At 67.6% G+C, this 14,946-nt stretch carries 14 protein-coding genes; 8 read left to right on the top strand and 6 right to left on the bottom strand.

Features of this window, described 5'->3' with window-relative positions; genetic code table 11:
• Positions 1 to 64: 64 nt before the first annotated feature.
• The 5 genes from dusB to ACQY4Y_RS13290 all read left to right on the top strand — a co-directional run bounded on the left by dusB (position 65) and on the right by ACQY4Y_RS13290 (position 7,491).
• Positions 65 to 1,156 (top strand): tRNA dihydrouridine synthase DusB, encoded by a 1,092-nt coding sequence (dusB, locus tag ACQY4Y_RS13310; protein WP_428491094.1) that lies wholly within the window; start codon positions 65 to 67, stop codon positions 1,154 to 1,156.
• Positions 1,153 to 2,292 (top strand): two-component system sensor histidine kinase NtrB, encoded by a 1,140-nt coding sequence (locus ACQY4Y_RS13305; protein WP_428491093.1) that lies wholly within the window; start codon positions 1,153 to 1,155, stop codon positions 2,290 to 2,292. Before dusB ends, ACQY4Y_RS13305 begins: the two co-directional genes overlap by 4 nt.
• Positions 2,289 to 3,746, top strand: a complete 1,458-nt coding sequence (gene ntrC / locus ACQY4Y_RS13300) for a nitrogen regulation protein NR(I) (protein WP_428491092.1) — start codon at positions 2,289 to 2,291, stop codon at positions 3,744 to 3,746. Before ACQY4Y_RS13305 ends, ntrC begins: the two co-directional genes overlap by 4 nt.
• A gap of 168 nt (positions 3,747 to 3,914) precedes the next feature.
• Positions 3,915 to 6,104 (top strand): ATP-binding protein, encoded by a 2,190-nt coding sequence (locus ACQY4Y_RS13295; protein ID WP_428493635.1) that lies wholly within the window; start codon positions 3,915 to 3,917, stop codon positions 6,102 to 6,104.
• Positions 6,094 to 7,491, top strand: coding sequence for a sigma-54-dependent transcriptional regulator (locus ACQY4Y_RS13290; RefSeq protein ID WP_428491091.1), 1,398 nt, complete (start codon positions 6,094 to 6,096; stop codon positions 7,489 to 7,491). Before ACQY4Y_RS13295 ends, ACQY4Y_RS13290 begins: the two co-directional genes overlap by 11 nt.
• Before the next feature lie 40 nt (positions 7,492 to 7,531).
• On the opposite strand, the gene ACQY4Y_RS13285 is transcribed toward ACQY4Y_RS13290, so the two are convergent.
• The 6 genes from ACQY4Y_RS13285 to ACQY4Y_RS13260 form a co-directional block, all read right to left on the bottom strand.
• Positions 7,532 to 8,344, bottom strand: a complete 813-nt coding sequence (locus ACQY4Y_RS13285) for an ABC transporter permease subunit (protein ID WP_428491090.1) — start codon at positions 8,342 to 8,344, stop codon at positions 7,532 to 7,534.
• A gap of 46 nt (positions 8,345 to 8,390) precedes the next feature.
• The gene (locus ACQY4Y_RS13280) at positions 8,391 to 9,230 is read right to left on the bottom strand and encodes an undecaprenyl-diphosphate phosphatase (RefSeq protein ID WP_428491089.1); all 840 of its coding nucleotides are present in this window, start codon (positions 9,228 to 9,230) and stop codon (positions 8,391 to 8,393) included.
• A gap of 122 nt (positions 9,231 to 9,352) precedes the next feature.
• The gene (locus ACQY4Y_RS13275; RefSeq protein WP_428491088.1) at positions 9,353 to 9,688 is read right to left on the bottom strand and encodes a hypothetical protein; all 336 of its coding nucleotides are present in this window, start codon (positions 9,686 to 9,688) and stop codon (positions 9,353 to 9,355) included.
• A gap of 45 nt (positions 9,689 to 9,733) precedes the next feature.
• Positions 9,734 to 10,825: a D-alanine--D-alanine ligase gene (locus tag ACQY4Y_RS13270; protein ID WP_428491087.1), complete on the bottom strand. Its 1,092-nt coding sequence runs from the start codon at positions 10,823 to 10,825 to the stop codon at positions 9,734 to 9,736.
• Positions 10,822 to 11,403 carry a DedA family protein gene (locus ACQY4Y_RS13265; protein WP_428491086.1) on the bottom strand — a complete coding sequence of 194 codons (582 nt, stop codon included), beginning with the start codon at positions 11,401 to 11,403 and terminating at the stop codon, positions 10,822 to 10,824. Before ACQY4Y_RS13265 ends, ACQY4Y_RS13270 begins: the two co-directional genes overlap by 4 nt.
• A 136-nt stretch (positions 11,404 to 11,539) precedes the next feature.
• A complete protein-coding gene (locus ACQY4Y_RS13260) occupies positions 11,540 to 11,743 on the bottom strand; it encodes a hypothetical protein (protein WP_428491085.1) in 204 nt (67 codons plus the stop codon).
• Between the two features lie 18 nt (positions 11,744 to 11,761).
• Here ACQY4Y_RS13260 and ACQY4Y_RS13255 point away from each other — a divergent pair, with 18 nt between their 5' ends.
• From ACQY4Y_RS13255 to ACQY4Y_RS13245, 3 genes are all read left to right on the top strand, one after another.
• The gene (locus ACQY4Y_RS13255) at positions 11,762 to 12,628 is read left to right on the top strand and encodes a cation diffusion facilitator family transporter (protein ID WP_428491084.1); all 867 of its coding nucleotides are present in this window, start codon (positions 11,762 to 11,764) and stop codon (positions 12,626 to 12,628) included.
• A gap of 236 nt (positions 12,629 to 12,864) precedes the next feature.
• Positions 12,865 to 13,644, top strand: a complete 780-nt coding sequence (locus ACQY4Y_RS13250) for an alpha/beta fold hydrolase (protein ID WP_428491083.1) — start codon at positions 12,865 to 12,867, stop codon at positions 13,642 to 13,644.
• A 14-nt stretch (positions 13,645 to 13,658) separates the two neighbouring features.
• On the top strand, positions 13,659 to 14,900 hold the full coding sequence (locus tag ACQY4Y_RS13245; protein WP_428491082.1) for an LLM class flavin-dependent oxidoreductase: 1,242 nt from the start codon (positions 13,659 to 13,661) through the stop codon (positions 14,898 to 14,900).
• Positions 14,901 to 14,946 lie beyond the last annotated feature (46 nt).

Below are 14,946 nucleotides of genomic sequence, written 5' to 3'. Positions count from 1 at the left end.
CGATGCCTCAGGCAGACGATCCCTCATTGCGCCCCGCCGAGCGTGTCGCTAACTTGCCCAAATCATGGGCAACTGTCGTTCACACATCACACCTACTGCCCTCGGAGCGGTCGAACTGGCCCCGATCGACCTGGGCCAGGGTCTCAAGATTGACACACCCGTCATCCTCGCCCCGATGTCGGGCGTCACCGACCGACCATTTCGCCGCGCCGCCAAACAGCTCGGCGCCGGCATGGTGGTGTCGGAAATGATCGCCTCCTGGGCGATGATCCGGGAAAACCAGAAAACCCTGGGGATGGCCGAAATCGATGGCTGCGGCGGCATCTCCGCGGTCCAGCTCGCCGGCTGCGACCCCGCCGCCATGGCCGAGGCCGCACGCCTCGCCGTCGGCAACGGCGCCCACCTGATCGACATCAACTTCGGCTGCCCGGTCAAGAAAGTCGCCGTCGGGCAGGCAGCCGGCTCCGCCCTGATGCGCGACGAACCGGCCGCGGCGGCGATCCTGGCCGCCACCGTCAAGGCCGTGCCGGTGCCGGTGACCCTGAAGATGCGCATGGGCTGGGACCACGCCAGCCTGAACGCCCCCCGCCTGGCCCGCATCGCCCAGAACGCTGGCATCCGCATGGTCACCATCCACGGCCGCACCCGCCAGCAATTCTATACCGGCACCGCCGACTGGGCCTTCGTCCGCCAGGTCAAGCAGGCGGTCGCCATCCCGGTCATCGTCAACGGCGACATCCTCACCGAACACGACGCCGCCACCGCGCTGGCCCAATCCGGCGCCGATGGCGTAATGATCGGCCGAGGCTGCTACGGCCGGCCCTGGTTCCTCGCCCAGGTGGCCCACTACCTGCGCACCCGGCAGCGCCTGCCCGACCCCTCCCTGGCCCAACAAAAAGCCATCCTGCTCGGACATTACCACGCCATGCTGACCCAGTTCGGCAGCGGACCCGGCGTCCGCCTGGCCCGCAAGCATTTGTCCTGGTACTCGCGCGGCCTGCCCGCATCGGCCGAGTTCCGCGCCACCATGAACCGCCTGCCCGACGCCGCCGCGGTGCTGGACCTGATCGATCGCTTCTACGACCCGCTCATCGCCCGCGGCCTGACCCGATCCGGCATCGAGCAAGATGCGGCGCCGACCGCGGCAGCGGCATGAGCGCGGTGATCACCAAAGCCTCCCGCCTGCTGGCCGGGCGCGGCGGCCGCGCCACCACGGATGCCGCCGTCATCCTCAGCGCACTGCCGGTTCCGGTGGTCCTGCTCGACGCCGACAACCGCTTCCGCCACGCCAACCACGCCGCCGAACAGTTCCTCGGCATCTCCGCCGCCTGGCTCGCCCAGCACCGCCTCAGCGACCTGCTGCCGCCCGACAACCCGCTGTTCCTGCTGATCGAGCAGGTGCGCAACACCGAGGCCACCATCGCCGACCACGACCTCAACCTGGACAGCCCCCGCCTCCACAAGCGCGGCATCACTGTGCAAGGCTCGCCGCTGCCCGAGGAACCCGGTTCCATCCTGCTGGTCATGCAAGACGCCTCCACCGCCCGCGCGCTCGATCGACAGTTGGCATTCCGCGGCGCCGCGCGCAGCGTCTCCGGCATGGCGGCGATCCTGGCGCACGAGGTGAAGAACCCACTCTCCGGCATCCGCGGCGCGGCGCAACTGCTGGAATCCAGCGTCGGCCCGGCCGATCGCGAACTCGCCGAACTGATCCGTGACGAGGCCGACCGCATCCGCGAACTGGTCGACCGCATGGAAGCGTTCGGCGAAAAGCCGATCGCACGCACCGCGGTCAACATCCACCGCGTCCTGGAACACGTGCGCAAACTCGCCCAATCCGGCTTCGCCGCCCACATCCGCTTTCAGGAACACTACGACCCCTCGCTGCCGCCGGTCTGGGCGAACCGCGACCAGCTCGTCCAGGTGGTGCTGAACCTTGTGAAGAACGCCGCCGAAGCCGCCACCCAGGAAGGCATCCACCACCCCGAGATCATCCTCGCCACCGGCTTCCAGCACGGCATGCGCGTCGCCATCCCCGGCAGCACCGAACGCATGGACCTGCCGCTGTTCGTCGCCGTGCGTGACAACGGAAACGGCATCCCCGAGGACATCCGGCCGCATCTGTTCGAGCCGTTCGTCAGCTCGAAATCGAACGGCAGCGGCCTCGGCCTGTCGCTGGTGGCCAAGATCATCGGCGACCACGGCGGCCTGATCGAGGTCGACAGCCGCCCGGGCCGCACCGAGTTCCGCCTGCACCTGCCGGTGGTCAGCGAGAAAGACGCCGATCAATGACCCTGCCCACGGTGCTCATCGCCGACGACGACCGCTCGATCCGCACCGTGCTGACCCAGGCGCTGGGCCGCTCCGGCTACCAGGTGCGCAGCACCGGCAATGCCGCCACCCTGTGGCGCTGGGTGGAAGACGGCGAAGGCGACCTGGTGATCACCGATGTGGTGATGCCGGACGAGAACGGCCTCGATCTGATCCCGCGCATCAAGCGCATCCGCCCGGAACTGCGCATCGTCGTCATGAGCGCCCAATCCACCCTGATCACCGCGGTCAAGGCCACCCAGCGCGGCGCCTTCGAATACCTGCCGAAACCGTTCGACCTGCGTGAGCTGCTGTCGGTCGTCGGTCGCGCCCTGGCAGCACCGTCGGAACCGACGTTCAGTCCCCCCGAACCCAAGGACACCGACGAACGCCTGCCGCTGATCGGGCGCAGCCCGGCGATGCAGGAAATCTACCGCACCATCGCCCGCCTCACCACCGCCGACCTCACCGTCATGATCAACGGCGAATCCGGCACCGGCAAGGAACTGGTGGCCCGCGCCCTGCACGACTACGGCAAACGCCGCAACGGCTCGTTCGTTGCCATCAACATGGCCGCGATCCCGCGCGAACTGATCGAAAGCGAACTGTTCGGCCACGAGCGCGGCGCCTTCACCGGCGCCACCAACCGCTCCCAGGGCCGCTTCGAACAGGCCAACGGCGGCACCCTGTTCCTCGACGAGATCGGCGACATGCCGCCCGAGGCGCAAACCCGCCTGCTGCGCGTGCTGCAGGAAGGCGAGTTCACCAGCGTCGGCGGCCGCCAGCCGATCAAGGCCAACGTCCGCATCATCGCCGCCACCCATCGCGACCTGCGCACCGCGATCCGCCACGGCCAGTTCCGCGAGGACCTGTTCTACCGCCTCAACGTGGTGCCGATCCGCCTGCCGCCGCTGCGCGAACGGGTCGAGGACACCGCCGTGCTGGCCCGCCACTTCCTGGACCGCGCGCGGGAGGACGGATTGCCGGCGAAAAGCCTCGACCAGGGCGCGGTCGACCGGCTGAAGCAGCATGGCTGGCCAGGCAACGTGCGCGAACTGGAAAACCTGATGCGCCGAATGGCGGCGCTCTGCCCCGACGAGGTGATCGGCGCCGAAGTGGTCGAGGCCGAACTGGCCGATCCGTTGCCCACTCCGGGCCCCGCCGCCGCCACCCAGGCGGCCAACGGCCCGGAAACCCTGGCAGGCGCGGTCGAGCGCCACATCAAGGAGTTCCTCTCGGCCCACAACGATGGCCTGGGCGTCACCGACGTCTACGACAAGATCATCGCCGAGGTGGAACGCCCGCTGATCCGCCTGACGCTGGCCGCCACCCGCGGCAACCAGATCAAGGCCGCATCGATGCTGGGCCTCAACCGCAACACCCTGCGCAAGAAAATCCGCGACCTGGAAATCCCTGTCGTGCGCGGCCTGATGTAATGCCCGCGCCCCCACAACCCGCATCGCCGCAGCGCCGGTCCCCACGCGGAACGCCCAATGGCTGACGACCTGAACGTCTCCACAGGCAACACGGCCCCGCAGCGCACCGTGATCCGCGATGTCATTTCGGAACCGAGACTGTCTGTCCTCGGCCGCCTGGGCGACATCATGCTGGGCAAGGTCGTCACCCTGGTGCTGACCATCCTGGCGCTGATGGTCGGCCTCGCCACCTTCATCATCCTCGCCCGCGGCTCCCCGCTCGGCTGGAAGCCCGGCGTCAGCGTCGGCCTGGTGCTGGCCAACCTCTCGGTGCTGCTGCTGCTCGGCACCGTCGCCGCCGGCCGGCTGACCCGGGTCTGGGTCGAGCGCCGCCGCGGCTCCGCCGGATCGCGCCTGCACGTGCGCCTGGTGTTCCTGTTCAGCGGCGTCGCCGTCGCCCCCACCATCGTCGTCGCCTGCTTCGCCGTCGCGTTCTTCCATTTCGGTATCAGCGCCTGGTTCAACGACCCGGTGCGTGACAGCCTGGAAGAGTCGCTGCAGGTCGCCCGTGGCTACCTCGACGAACACCGCAACAACATCCGCGCCGTCGCGCTGGAAATGGCCAACGACCTGGCCCGCGCCGGTCGTTTCATGTCGGCCGACCCGACCGTGTTCGCCGAGGTGCTGGACACCCAGACCACGCTGCGCGGCTTGACCGAGGCGGTGATCTACGAACCCAGCAGCGGACAGGTGCTGGCCGCCGCCGGCATGTTCGTCGGCATGGGGGTCGAGGCGCCGCCGCAATCGGTTACTCAGCAGGCGCTCAACGGCGACGTCGTGGTGCTCAATGCCGGCGACGGCACCCGCGTGCGCGCCGTGGTCCGGCTGGAGTCCACGCCACCGCTGATGCTGATGATCGGGCGCCCGATCGACCCATCCATCCTGTCCTACATGAAGCGCACCGAACAGGCAGTCTCGCAATACCATCGGCTGGATGAAAACCGATCCTGGCTGCAGATCGCCTTCGCCTGGATCTTCGCCATCGTCGCCCTGCTGGTGTTGCTCGCCGCCGGACTGATCGGCCTGATCATGGCCAACCAGATCGCCCGCCCGGTCGGCATGTTGATCAGCGCCGCCGAACGGGTGCGCAGCGGCGACCTCGGGGTGCGGGTCAAGGAAGCCGCCACCGGCGACGAGCTCGCCGGCCTGTCACGCGCGTTCAACCGCATGACCGGACAGCTCGCCGCCCAGCGCACCGAACTGATGGACGCCTACAGCCAGATCGATGAGCGACGACGGTTTACCGAAACCGTGCTGTCCGGCGTCTCCGCCGGCGTCATCGGCCTCGACGGCCAGGGCCGCATCGAACTGCCGAACCGCACCGCCGATGAACTGCTGGGCCTCGATCTGCTCGCCGCCATCGGTCATCCGCTGGCCGAGATCGTGCCCGAGTTCGCCGCCCTGTTCCGCGACGCCGCCGCCTCGCCCGACAAGGCCTGCACCGCCGAGATCCAGGCCGGCCCGAAAGCCCATCGCCGCATCCTGCTGGTGCGCATCGGCGCCGAACTGTCGGGCGGACGCACCGACGGCTTCGTCGTCACCTTCGACGACATCACCGAACTGCAATCGGCCCAGCGCAAAGCGGCTTGGTCCGACGTCGCGCGCCGCATCGCCCACGAGATCAAGAACCCGCTGACCCCGATCCAGCTTTCGGCCGAGCGTCTGAAACGGCGTTTCACCAAGGAAATCCAGTCCGACCCCGACACGTTCTCGCAATGCGCCGACACCATCATTCGCCACGTCGGCGATATCGGCCGCATGGTCGATGAATTCTCGGCATTTGCCCGCATGCCGCAACCGGTGATAAAACCCGAGGATATCGGCCGTGTCGCGCGCGAAGCCCTGGTCTTGCAGAAGACCGCGCGTCCCGGCATCGAATGGACCACCGATATTCCCGAACGGGGACCAGTGGTGCCCTGCGATCGGCGCATGATGCGTCAGGCGCTGACGAATTTGTTGCAGAATGCGGCTGACGCAGTCGCTATGTCAGACGGCCGAGACGGCTCTGGCCATATCGCGTTGACAGTGCAAGACCTGCCGGACGCGACGCTGATCAGCGTCGCCGACGACGGCATCGGCCTGCCAAAGGAAGACCGTTCGCGGTTGACCGAACCATATGTGACACACAAGGCGAAGGGAACCGGTTTGGGACTGGCGATCGTGAAAAAGATCATGGAAGACCATGGCGGCGCGCTCACCCTCGATGATCGGCCCGACCGTCCGGGGGCAGTGGCCAGCCTGCTGTTGCCGCGCCATCCCCAGGCGCTGCCGTCAGCCGGCGCCCGCGGCGAGATGACACAGGTGCCGCATGGCGCATGAAATCCTCGTCGTCGACGACGAACCCGACATCCGCCTGCTGATCGAGGGCACCCTGCGCGACGAAGGCTACGAAACCCGCGCCGCCGGTGACGCCGAGGCGGCGATCAGCGCGTTTCGCACCCGCCGCCCGTCGCTGGTCATCCTCGACGTCTGGCTGCAAGGCTCGCGCATGGACGGGATCGCCATCCTGGAAACCCTGCAAAGCGAGAAGCCGCACGTCCCGGTGGTGATGATCTCCGGCCATGGCACCATCGAGGTGGCGGTCGGCGCCATCCAGCACGGCGCCTACGACTTCATCGAAAAACCGTTCCAGACCGACCGCCTGCTGCTGGTGGTGCGTCGCGCCCTGGAAGCCGCCGCGCTGGCGCGGGAAAACCAGGAACTGCGGCTGCGCGCCGGCCCCGAGGCCACCCTGACCGGTGATTCCGGGCTGATCGGCCAACTCCGCTCCCAGGTCGAGCGGGTGGCCCCGACCGGATCCCGCGTGATGGTCTCGGGACCCGCCGGATCGGGCAAGGAAGTCGTCGCCCGGATGATCCACGCCCGCTCGCGCCGCGCCGGCGGACCGTTCGTGGTGATGAACTGCGCCACGCTCAACCCATCACGTTTCGAAGAAGAACTGTTTGGCCTGGAGGCCGGCAACGATCCCAACTCCCAGCCCCGGCGGGCCGGCGTGCTGGAGCGCGCCCATGGCGGCACACTGCTGCTCGACGAGGTGTCCGACATGCCGCTGGAAACCCAGGGCAAGATCGTCCGCGCCCTGCAGGACCAGACTTTCGAGCGCCTGGGTGGTTCGTCCCGCGTCAAGGTCGATGTGCGCGTGCTGTCCACCACCAATCGCGACCTGCAGAACGAGATCGCCGCCGGGCGGTTCCGCGAGGACCTTTACTACCGTCTCGCGGTCGTTCCGGTGAAGCTGCCGGCATTGCGCGAGCGCCGCGAGGACGTGCCCAACCTGGCGCTGCTGTTCATCCAACGCTCGGCCGAAAGTTCCGGCATTCCGGTGCGCGCGCTGTCGGCCGACACGCTGGCGGCGCTGCAGGCCTATGACTGGCCCGGCAACGTGCGCCAGTTGCGCAACCTGATGGACTGGCTGCTGATCATGGCGCCCGGTCACGCCGGCGACCCGATCCGCGCCGACATGCTGCCGCCCGAAATCGGCTCGCGTGCCCCCGCGCTGCTCAACATCGACCCCACCGCCGACATCATGTCGCTGCCGCTGCGCGAAGCCCGCGACCTGTTCGAAACACAATACTTGCACGCGCAACTACTTCGTTTCGCCGGCAATATTTCACGCACCGCCCAGTTCGTCGGCATGGAGCGCTCGGCGCTGCACCGCAAGCTGAAGCAGTTAGGGGTGAACTCGGACGAACGGGTCGGCGGGTAGAGAACTTCGGCTGTGGGAGTTGCAACCCCGGCAACGCAGGTCAGGCATCCACCCCAATCCGCCGCCGCCACAGTAACGCAATCGCCCCGAGCACCACCGCAACCACCGCCACGATCACCGTCGCCAGCGCATATATCTCCGGCGTCACCCCCAGCCTGGTGGCGGAAAACACCACCATCGGCAACGTCGACGCCCCCGGCCCCGAGGTGAAACTCGCTACCACGACATCGTCCATCGACAGAGTGAACGCCAGCAGCCACCCCGCCACCAGGGCCGGTGCCATCAGCGGCAGGGTAATCACCGCGAACGCCTTCCAAGGCGGCGCATACAGGTCCATCGCCGCCTGCTCCAGCGTCTCCCCGGCATCCACCAGCCGCGCCCGCACCACCACCGCGACATAGGCGACCGACACCGAGGCGTGCGCCAGTGTCACCGTCCAGGCGCCGCGACCGGCCGGCCAGCCGATCACCTGCTGCAACGTGACGAACAGCAACAGCAGCGACAGGCCGGTGATCACCTCGGGCAGCACCAGCGATGCGGCCAGCGCAGCCTCGAACAGCAGGCGGCCGCGAAACCGGTCAAACCTCGCCAGCGCGAAACCGGCCGCCGCTCCCACCACGCAAGCGATCGTCGCCGACACCACGGCGATCCGCAGCGACAGCCAGGTGGCGTCGATCAGCGTCCGGTCATGCCACAGAGTGGCATACCAGCGCGGAGAAAACCCCGACCATTCGGTCACCAGCCTGGAATCGTTGAAACTGAAAATGACCAGGAACCCGATTGGGGCGTACAGGAACGCGTAGCAGGCGATCAGCCACCCGATCAGCGGCGCCCGCCGCCCAACCCCGGTCATCGCGGCGAACCGGTCCGCTCCGCCCAGGGGGCCGCCGGCTGATCGGTCACAGCAGCAACAACAGTCCAAGCGCCACCGCACCCGCGGCGATGCAGTAATAGGCAAACGGATTCAACGCCCATGAGTCCTGCTGACGGAAATACCGCATCAGGAACGCCGTGCTCAGCAGCGCGGTAACCCCGGCCACCACCGCCGCCAGCACCGACATTCCCAGCACGCCGTGCGCCACGTGCTCGTGCATCAGCTTCGGCACCTCCAGCACCGTGGCGCCCAGGATGATCGGGGTCGCGATCAGGAACGAGAAATGCGCCGCGCCCTCGTGGTTGATGCCGCGCAGCAGGCCGCCAACGATGGTCGCGCCGGAGCGCGAAATACCCGGAATCAGCGCCGTGCACTGCCAGCAGCCGATCGCCAGCGCGTCGCCCCGAGACAACGTCGCAAGATCCCGGTTGAAGCCGCCACGGCCACGCAGCCGCTCACCGAACAGCAACAGAAATCCGTTGACGATAAGGAACGATGCCGCCACCACCGGCGAGCCGAACAGGCCGCGGACAAACTTCTCCAACAGGAACCCGGCGATCACCGCCGGGATCGTGGCGATCACCACCAGGACGAACACCCGCCGGCTCTCCGACACCTGGTGCGGGTCGCCGATGCCCAGCACCCCGGTGATGATCGCCCACCAGTCGCGCCAGAAGTAGCCCAGCAGCGCGGTCGCCGTGCCAAGGTGCAGCATCACCAGAAACGGCAGGAACTCAGCCGAACGCTGATCGATTCCCCAATGCAGCAACGCCGGCAGCACCACCGCGTGCCCCAGGCTGCTGACCGGAAACAGCTCCGTCGCCCCCTGCAGGATCGCGATTACCAGGGCTTGTAGGATGTTCATGCGGTCGCTCCGGCCGTGTAGGCATGGCAGATTAACGAAATGATGTACTCATTGCAGTACCGGAATTCATCGTCCGGCCCGACCATTCGCCGCTCGGGCAGCGAGTCGCAACGCACCCCCTGTTACCCAAGCCCACGCGCGATCGCCAGCAGCTCACGCAGATAGTCCGCCCCGTTCCCAGGATGCGCCGATACGCCAATCCGCGCTCGGTAATCCCCCGCCAGATCGGCATAATCGGAGATCGCGTCCGATTCGCCCAGCCAGTTGCCGATCGAGCGCAACTCGGTCCACAGCGCCGCATGATCGTTACGTTGCAGATCGTCCGCCAATCGCTCCAGCAAACCGGCCGCGACGGCGCTGGCAGCATCACCGGGGTCGGCGTCAACCCTTCGCCGCCGCCACTCGGCGGCGCGCCGCAATTCTTCGATTTCAGGCGGCTCGGAGACATCATCGCCCATTGCGGCCGCTCCAGCGCGAGCCGCCCGGCAGCGACAAGACACGCATCAATCGTTCAGCGGATACAGCGCCATCAAACGCCGTTGGTTCATCCAGTCGCGATACATCCGCCGCACCCCCGAAGACGAAAAGCCGCGCCGCCGATTGGCCGCGCCGATGCGGAACGCCGCGCCGTAATGAAAGAACTGCGTCCGCCACGCGTCCCACAGCTTGGTCGACGGATCCCAGATATGCGTCGCCTCCGATCCCACGCCGTTGATCTCGATCACCTTGAAGCCGGCCCCGCGCCGCAGCTGCGCGGTCGAGCTGAACCGCACGTCGATCCGCCCGAAGTAGAACTCCGGCACCGACCGCGCCAGACGCTCGATCGCCGCGGTCAGCGCCGGCGTCACCAGGCCGCCACCGTCCTGGAAGATCGAACCCTTGCAGTGGTTGCCGACGAACACCAGCTGCACCGCCTCGCCCAGCGCCGGCACCGACTCCAGCCGATCCGCCAGCCGCGCCAAATACAGATGCGGCACCAGCCGCGCCCGCTCGTCCGCCAGGATCAGCGACCGCAGCGTGGACCGCCCGTCACCCACCACCACCGGCGGCGTCTTGATGGTGACCGAGGTGATCCGGCCCCGGGCTTCGTCGGGGCGGCGGACGTAGAAGATACCGGCTTCGTTGGCTTCCTCGACGAAATGCTGCAGCACCACGGTCTCGCCGGGCGGAAACGCCGCCAGATAGCGGTCCATCCCGCCGCGGTCGCGGATCAGCCGCACCCCGGTGCCGTTGCAGCCGATATCGGGCTTGGCCACCACCGGGTAATCCACCCCCAGCGTCCGCATCGCCGCTTCCGCCGCGTCGCCGGCGTCGGCCTGGGCCACCACGCCACAGGCCGGAGCCACCAGAGCCTGCCCCTCGGCACCCACCTGCGACAGGATCGACAACTTGGATTCGCCGCACAGTCCCCCCGTCGTGATCCGTGGATTGGCCGCCGTCGGCAGGCTGAAATCGCCGTGCCGCAGGCCCAGCAACACCCAGTGCATCACCACCGGCGTGTAGAACAGCCAGCCCGGCCAGAACTCGAAGAACGACAGCGGGCTGCCGCGTTTTTCGGCGACAAGCGGAACCGGGACGGCGGTGTCCAAACTCATCGCCGCGCGCCCTGCAGGCCGGCCACCGCGACGCGGCCGGCCACGATGATGAACACGACAAATCCCGCCGCGCCGGCCCAGCGCCAGGCCCCCAGATGATCCATCAGGAAATGTCCCACTCGTAGCGAGGTGGCGAACAACAGACTGGTCCAGCACGCGGTGGCGACCACCGCCGCCATGGCGAACTGCCGCAGATCGGCGGCGACGAAGCCGCACGTGGTGTAGGTCGGCAGCCGCAGCCCCGGCAGGAACCGGCTGACCAACACCACCTTGAAGATCCGCCCCGATATCCACGACCGGATCACCTCCTGCCGGCGCGGCGGCAGTTGCCGGGCAACCCAGGGGATGCGCGCCGACAGCCGGCCCAGCCCATAGAGGCCCAGGTCACCTAGCACGATGCCGACATACAACGACGCCAGCGCCAGCCATGGCGACAGCCCACCACTTTCCACCTGCATCGCCGCCGCTACCGTCGCGGCGTCCTCCAGGATGAAGGTGCCGAGGATGATCGCCACCGCCTGGAACAGCGCGGAGTGGCCGGCTAGGGCCAGCAGGGAGGAGATCGAGCTGGCCAGCATACCCGGCGCGATAGCCTTTCCGTGAGATGGACAGAGAACCACCCAGATGGGCGTGGCGATGGGCAAACCTCATCACCAATTCGTCACCCGTGAGTGGCACGAGCGAAGCTGTCATGGCAAGATAGCCACCATGAGTCTACCCGACGCGCCCCAGCACGATCGCCCGAACGCGCCCCAGCACGATCGCCCGAACGCGCCCCAGCACGATCGCCCAAACGCGCCCCAGCACGATCGCCCAAACGCGCCCCAGCACGATCGCCCGAACGCGCCTTCGCACGACCACCTGAGCGCGCCTTCGCACGACCACAACCGCCACGATCACGCCCACGGCGGCGGCCACCACCACGCCCCGGCCCGAATGGATACCGCCTTCGCCATCGGTGCCGCGATCAATACCGCCTTCGTGCTGGCCGAGGTCGTGTTCGGGCTGGCCGCCAACTCGGTCGCCCTGGTCGCCGACGCCGCCCACAACCTGGGCGACGTGCTGGCGCTGCTGCTCGCCTGGGGCGCCGCCTGGCTGACCCGACGCCCGCCCACGGCTCGGCGCACCTATGGCTGGGGCCGCAGCTCCATCCTCGCCGCGCTGATCAATGCCGGCGTCCTGCTGATCAGCGTCGGCGCCATCGGCTTCGAGGCGATCCGCCGCCTGCTGGACCCCGAACCGGTCGCCTCCGGCATCGTCATGGCGGTCGCCGCCGTCGGCATCCTGGTCAACGGCGGCACCGCCCTGCTGTTCATGCGCGACCGCGACAGCGATCTGAACATCCGCGCCCAGTTCCAGCACCTCGCCGGCGACGCGCTGGTCTCGATCGCCGTGGTCGCAGCCGCGCTGGCGATCCGGCTCACCGGCCTGACCTGGATCGACCCGCTCGCCAGCCTCGCCGTCGCCGGCGTCATCGTCGCCGGAACCTGGAGCACGCTGCGCGAATCCCTTGATCTCTCGCTCGACGCCGTACCCGCCCGGCTCACCCAGCAGGAGATAGCCGACTGGCTCGCCGCGCTGCCCGGCGTGCGCGAGGTCCATGATCTGCACATCTGGGGCCTCAGCACCACCGAGACCGCGCTGACCGCCCACCTGGTGTGCGATCCTGGCACCGCGCCGCGCAGCCTGGACGAACTCGCCGCCGCCCTGCATGACCGCTTCCACATCGGTCACACCACCATCCAGATCGAGACTGAGACCGAGGCCGCCTTGTGCCGCCTTCGCCCGGCAGGCGTGATCTGAAATCGTCCAGCGGACGTGGTCCGAAATCGCCAGCGGGCGTGGTCTGAAGCCACCCAGCGGACGTGGCGGGAAGCCGTCCGGCGGACGTGGCGGGAAGCCGCCCGGCGGACGTGGTGCGAAGCCTCCCGGCGAGCGCGGCCGGAACCCACCCAGCGGGCACAGCCGGACCGGATTGGACAGATCACGCTACCGGTGAGTATCCTCGAACGCGAAATCGGCCGAAGAGGACACCAAGAATGAGCGTCGTTTGGACCGACACGGTCAAGGAAATCGCCGGCACCAAGCTGCATGTGTCGCGCGCCGGCAAGGGACCGCCGGTGCTGCTGTTGCATCACGATATCGGCACCGTCGACCGCCTGCCATTCTACGACGCGCTGGCGGAGAAATTCGACGTTCTGATCCCGCACCACCCGGGCTGGGGCAAATCCGAACGCCCGCAATGGATGCGCCATCCACGCGACATCGCCGCGGTGCACGCCTGGCTGCTGACCGAGCTCGACCTGTCCGGCGTGTCGCTGGTCGGCCTGGGCTTTGGCGGCTGGATCGCCGCCGAAATGGCAAGCCTGGCGCCACGCGACTACCACAAGCTGGTGCTGGTCGGCGCCATGGGGATCAAGCCGCCCGAAGGCGACATCGCCGACCAGTCGATCGTGTCCTACATCGTCTATCCACGCTCCGGCTTCCACGACGAGGCGGCGTTCGCCGCGGTCTACGGCGACGTCACCACCGATCAACTGGAAGCCTGGGATATCGCCCGCGAAATGAGTTTCCGGGTCGCCTGGAAACCCTACATGTACAGCCAGACGCTGCCGCATCTGCTGGGCGGCGTGCAGTCGCCGGCACTGATCGTCTGGGGCGACGACGACCAGATCGTTCCGCTCAGCGCCGGACAGGCCTACGCCAGGGCGCTGCCCGTCGCCACCCTGACCACCATTCCGGCATGCGGACATTTCGCCGAAATGGAAAAACCTGATGCCGTCGCCAAGCTGGCGATCGATTTCCTGTCTCAGCGCTGAAGGAGGCTTCCGCCATGCACATGATGTACTTCACCGAACAGCCGATGTCGGCCTACGACGCCCAGGCCGGCCTCGACTTCGGCGCCACCGCGCTGAACTTTTCCAACAGCCACTACGATCCGGTCGCCGGCAGCCGGCTGTATAACGAATACCTGGAAGAATACATCCTGGCCGAACAATCCGGCGCCGACGGGATCATGCTGAACGAGCATCACAACGCGCCGTTCTGCATGCAGGCCCGCACCAACATGTTCGCCTCGATCCTGGCCGCGGTCACCGACCGGGTGAAGATCGTCATCCTCGGCAATCCGCTGCCGCTGACCGAAAACCCGGTCCAGCTCGCCGAGGAACTAGCGATGATCGACATGATCTCCAAGGGCCGTCTGGTATCGGGCTTCGTGCGCGGCGGCGGTCAGGAACAGCTCGCCAACGGCGTCAACCCCGCCTTCAACCGCGAGCGCTTCATGGAGGCGCACGACCTGGTGCAGAAGACCTGGACCCAGCACGGACCGTTCCGCTGGGAGGGCACCCACTACCAGCAGCGCGTGGTCAACCCCTGGGCGCTGCCCTTGCAAAAGCCGTATCCACGGGTGTGGATACCGGGCGTGCTGTCCAAGGAAACCGTGATCTGGACCGCCCAGCAGCGCTATCCCTACATCGCGCTGAACACCTCGATCGAGGCGACCAAGACCATCCACGAAACCTACGACAAGGCCGCGGCCGAGGTCGGCTACACCGCCGGGCCGGAAAATTTCGGCTACCTGATCCGCGTCCACGTTCAGGACACCGAGGAAAAAGCCCTGCACAACGCTCGGCAATTCATGTGGATGCAAGGTGAATTCACCGGTCTGGCAAATCCGGTCTGGGCCAACCCGGCGGGCTACTTCTCCCCGTCCGGCCGCCGCGGCTTCGTCGAATTCGCCGTCGGGCGCGCCAAGAACCCGCGCGGTCAGCCGACCTTCGAACAACAGGTCGCCGATACCATGATCATCGCCGGCACCCCAGACCAGGTGATCGAGCGGCTGAAATATCTGGTCAGGGAAACCCGCCCCGGCATCATGGCGGTCTGGGGCAACGACGGCACCGTCAGCAAGGACGACCGCCGCCGCTGCATCCAGTTGCTGTGCGGCGAGGTCATGCCGGCGGTCAAGCAATACGCCGCCAGCCTCGGCCTGAAGGACCCATGGGAGGCCGACGCACCGGTGCATCTGCGCTACTCGACAGACATCGCCCGCCACAAGGTGGCGGCGGAGTAGTCTGTCGCTTTGGGTGGCACGCGGTAATCCCGCTGGCTAGCCGGCG

This window comes from Rhodopila sp. (assembly GCF_965277165.1).
In the GTDB taxonomy this organism is placed as follows: domain Bacteria; phylum Pseudomonadota; class Alphaproteobacteria; order Acetobacterales; family Acetobacteraceae; genus Rhodopila.
This window is presented reverse-complemented; position numbering and strand designations above follow the sequence as displayed.